The 3,525-nt window shown below is 51.6% G+C and carries 5 protein-coding genes and 1 rRNA gene; 4 read left to right on the top strand and 2 right to left on the bottom strand.

Going from position 1 to position 3,525, the window contains the following annotated elements; all coding sequences use genetic code 11:
- Positions 1-9 precede the first annotated feature (9 nt).
- Positions 10-125, top strand: a 5S ribosomal RNA gene (gene rrf / locus FD744_RS25150).
- A gap of 130 nt (positions 126-255) precedes the next feature.
- On the opposite strand, the gene mobB is transcribed toward rrf, so the two are convergent.
- Positions 256-762, bottom strand: a complete 507-nt coding sequence (mobB, locus tag FD744_RS25145; protein ID WP_160870018.1) for a molybdopterin-guanine dinucleotide biosynthesis protein MobB — start codon at positions 760-762, stop codon at positions 256-258.
- Complete coding sequence (gene mobA / locus FD744_RS25140) at positions 762-1,334, bottom strand: molybdenum cofactor guanylyltransferase MobA (RefSeq protein ID WP_160870016.1); 573 nt, start codon at positions 1,332-1,334, stop codon at positions 762-764. Before mobA ends, mobB begins: the two co-directional genes overlap by 1 nt.
- A gap of 70 nt (positions 1,335-1,404) precedes the next feature.
- Here mobA and FD744_RS25135 point away from each other — a divergent pair, with 70 nt between their 5' ends.
- From FD744_RS25135 to dsbA, 3 genes are read left to right on the top strand one after another with little or no spacing between them, the layout of a single operon-like run.
- The gene (locus tag FD744_RS25135; protein WP_038643998.1) at positions 1,405-1,680 is read left to right on the top strand and encodes a YihD family protein; all 276 of its coding nucleotides are present in this window, start codon (positions 1,405-1,407) and stop codon (positions 1,678-1,680) included.
- Positions 1,681-1,726: 46 nt separating this feature from the next.
- Entirely contained in the window at positions 1,727-2,713 is a 987-nt protein-coding gene (locus tag FD744_RS25130; RefSeq protein ID WP_038643999.1) for a serine/threonine protein kinase, read from the top strand.
- Positions 2,714-2,739: 26 nt separating this feature from the next.
- Positions 2,740-3,369, top strand: coding sequence for a thiol:disulfide interchange protein DsbA (dsbA, locus tag FD744_RS25125; RefSeq protein WP_034823914.1), 630 nt, complete (start codon positions 2,740-2,742; stop codon positions 3,367-3,369).
- Positions 3,370-3,525: the final 156 nt, after the last annotated feature.

Below are 3,525 nucleotides of genomic sequence, written 5' to 3'. Positions count from 1 at the left end.
AAGAATTTGCCTGGCGGCTGTAGCGCGGTGGTCCCACCTGACCCCATGCCGAACTCAGAAGTGAAACGCCGTAGCGCCGATGGTAGTGTGGGGCCTCCCCATGCGAGAGTAGGGAACTGCCAGGCATTAAATAAGTGAAGAAACCCTGAACGGAAGTTCAGGGTTTTTTTACGTGTGCAGATCGGCGAAATCAGGGTTGTTTTACGTCTGAAACTGACGCCTGAAGTTTAGTCAGACGATCATAAAACCCCCGGGTTACTGACCTTTTCTCAGCCATTTTTCAATAAAATCAGCAACCTTAACCGGCTGATTAATATCGAGAAGAGGCCGGTCGATCGTTAAATTCTCATCGCTGGCCAGCGCAACTACGTATTCATCCAGTAAATCAGTAAATTCCCCTTTGACACCACGCCGCCACAGCGCGATTTTGGGTACTGGCTCATCTTTAAAACCCTCAACCAGCACCAGATCCAGCGCGGAACTGTCCATCCGCGCGACGAGTTCCGACATATTCAACGGCTGATCAGGAGTCTCGCACATCAATGCCCAGCGCTGAGTACTGGCAACAATCACCTGATCGGCACCTGCTTTTCGCAGCAGATAGCTATCTTTTCCCGGCGTATCAATGTCCATTTGATGATGGGTATGTTTGATTAACCCAGAACGAATACCGCGAGCCTTAAGCAGCGGTATCACCTGTTGAAGCAAAGTGGTTTTTCCGGTGCCACTCCACGCAACGATCGCCAGTAAAGGCACGCTCATCACTGCTTTTCCCCATCAACTAAATCGTCGGGCGTATTAATGTTGCGGAAAGCTGACTCAGAATCCGTGAACGTCACGGCATGCCCACCATGTTCACGCAGAAACTGCATTAAACGCCGCTCACCACGAAGCAGCCAGGCTTCCAGATCGTCGGCCAGTGATCGATTGACCAGTGCCAATGCAGGATGATCACGCTGCGTTGATCGTACCCAAACCGCAGGCGCATCGCCGCGCTGCTGCCATAAACGTGCAACGAAGTCCTCCGGTAACCAGGGCGTATCACAGGCACAAAAGGCGACCCACTCGGTTTTGCTGTGCTGCAAACCACTTAATATGCCAGCCAGCGGTCCAGGATAATCTGGCATTGAATCGGTAACGACCTGACAACCGCTGGCCTGATAACGATCAATGTTACGGTTGGCGCTTATCAACACAATATTGACCTGTGGCATCAAACGCTGCAAAACGTGCTGATAAAGCGGTTTGCCCTGCAATTCCAGCAGCCCTTTATCCAGGCCGCCCATACGACTGCCTTGCCCACCTGCGAGGATCACGCCGGTAAATGCGGTCATTTTCGTCTCCTTGATCATACTGGACGATACTTGCATAACGGCAGCCTACCACTGCATAGAGGAATCAATGATGAAATATCACCGACTTAATGAATTGTTCGAACTCCTGCAACCGGCCTGGCAAAAGGAGTCTGACCTTAACCTGCTGGCATTTTTACAGAAACTGGCGCAGGAATCAGGCTTCAGTGGCCCATTAAGTGAATTAACCGATGACATATTGATTTACCATCTCAAAATGCGTGACGCTGGCTGCGATGCGGAAATTCCCGGACTGAAAAAGGATTATGAAGTGGACTTCAAAACCGCGCTATTACGTGCACGCGGTGTGATTAAGGATGATGAGTAGTGTTATCCTTGCGCATTCCTTGCAACGGTAACACACAGGCAAAATGATGAGCGAAGCCGCCTTTAATTTCCAGACGCTGGACCCCGATGTCATCCTGGATGCACTTTGGGATGCGGGTCTGCGTGTCGAATCCGGCTTAACCGCCCTCAATAGCTACGAAAACCGTGTCTATCAGTTCAGCGATGACGACAAACGTCGCTATGTGGCTAAGTTCTATCGCCCACAACGCTGGAGTGCGCAACAAATTCTCGAAGAGCACCAGTTCACGCATGATCTGCTGGCCGATGAAGTGCCTGTTGCAGCACCACTGGCTCTGCAGGGCAGTACGCTGAATCACCATGCCGGTTTTATGTTTGCCGTTTTCCCAAGCCTGGGTGGGCGACAGTATGAAACCGATAATGAAGAACAGATGGAGTGGGTGGGCCGCTTTCTTGGTCGCATCCATCAAACAGGCCGCCAGAGCTTGTTTCAACAGCGTCCAACCTTCGGCCTGGAAGAGTATGTCTTACAACCTCGCCAGGAGCTGGAGCAAAGTACGCTGGTACCGGCTGCCCTGAAGGATGCGCTGCTGAACGCCGTTGATAAACTTATCGGCACCCTACAGCAGCGCTGGCATGATAAATGGCAGCCGCTCAGGCTGCATGGCGACTGCCATCCAGGTAATATCCTGTGGCGCGATGGCCCGATGTTTGTCGATCTTGACGATGCACGCAACGGGCCTGCAGTGCAGGATCTGTGGATGCTGGTAAACGGCGATCGTCAGGAACAGCTGATTCAGTGGGATATTCTGCTGGAAGCTTATAATGAATTCAGTGACTTTGATTTACATGAATTGTCACTGATTGAGCCTTTACGCGCTATGCGCATGGTTTATTATTTGGCCTGGGTGGTACGCCGCTGGCAGGACCCGGCTTTTCCGCGCGCCTTTCCCTGGATGACCGATGAGGATTTCTGGCGCCGACAGATTGCACTATTTATCGAGCAGGAGAGGCTGTTACATCAACCCCCGTTGCAGCTTAGCCCGCAATTTTAATGAAGTACTCAGGAGATTTTTTCACGATGAAAAAGATTATGTTTGCGCTGGTAGGTTTAATGCTGGCATTTGGCGCCTCAGCGGCACAGTTCAATGACGGCAAACAATTCGTCACGCTGCCAAAGCCGGTTGCTGGTGAGCCACAGGTATTGGAGTTCTTCTCCTTCTTCTGCCCGCACTGCTACCAGTTCGAACGCGTCTATCACGTGAGTGATGCCGTGAAAAAGAACCTGCCAGCAGACACTAAAGTGACGAAATATCACGTTGATTTCCTCGGCGGAGACTTCGGTCCTGTTGTGACTCAAGCCTGGGCGGTCGCGATGGCGCTGGGCGTGGAAAGCAAAGTCACTGCACCGATCTTTGACGGTATTCAGAAAACCCAAACCATTACCGATGCGGCGAGCCTGAAAGCCACCTTCATCCAGGCGGCTGGTATTTCATCAGAAGATTATGATGCAGCCTGGAATAGCTTTGCGGTAAAAGCGTTGGTCGCACAGCAGCAGAAAGCGGCAGCCGATCTTAACCTGCAGGGCGTGCCAGCCATCTTCGTTAACGGCAAATACATGGTGAATAACGGCGGCCTGGACACCAGCTCTATGGACAATTTCGTTGCCGATTATGCCAACGTAGTGAAATTCCTGGTTGAGAAGAAGTAATTAAGCGCAAATAAACGCCGGCGATGTCGTAATGCTTGTCAGTTAAGATCTTAATGGAGGCCGCAGCGGATAACGTTGCGGCTTCTTTTTTACCGCCCTTGGGTAATGCCGCACTCTTCTTTCCGGCAGCACCAGCCCTGGCGCCATCGCCATTAT

This window comes from Pantoea sp. Taur (assembly GCF_009830025.1).
Lineage (GTDB): Bacteria > Pseudomonadota > Gammaproteobacteria > Enterobacterales > Enterobacteriaceae > Pantoea > Pantoea communis.
Note: the sequence above shows the minus strand (reverse complement) of the source record. Positions and strands in the feature narration are given on the sequence as shown.

Bases quoted from the DNA above. Each gene is read 5' to 3' on its own strand.
- mobB (WP_160870018.1), bottom strand. From the start codon at position 762: ATGAGCGTGCCTTTACTGGCGATCGTTGCGTGGAGTGGCACCGGAAAA.
- dsbA (WP_034823914.1), top strand. From the start codon at position 2,740: ATGAAAAAGATTATGTTTGCGCTGGTAGGTTTAATGCTGGCATTTGGC.
- FD744_RS25130 (WP_038643999.1), top strand. From the start codon at position 1,727: ATGAGCGAAGCCGCCTTTAATTTCCAGACGCTGGACCCCGATGTCATC.
- mobA (WP_160870016.1), bottom strand. From the start codon at position 1,334: ATGACCGCATTTACCGGCGTGATCCTCGCAGGTGGGCAAGGCAGTCGT.
- FD744_RS25135 (WP_038643998.1), top strand. From the start codon at position 1,405: ATGAAATATCACCGACTTAATGAATTGTTCGAACTCCTGCAACCGGCC.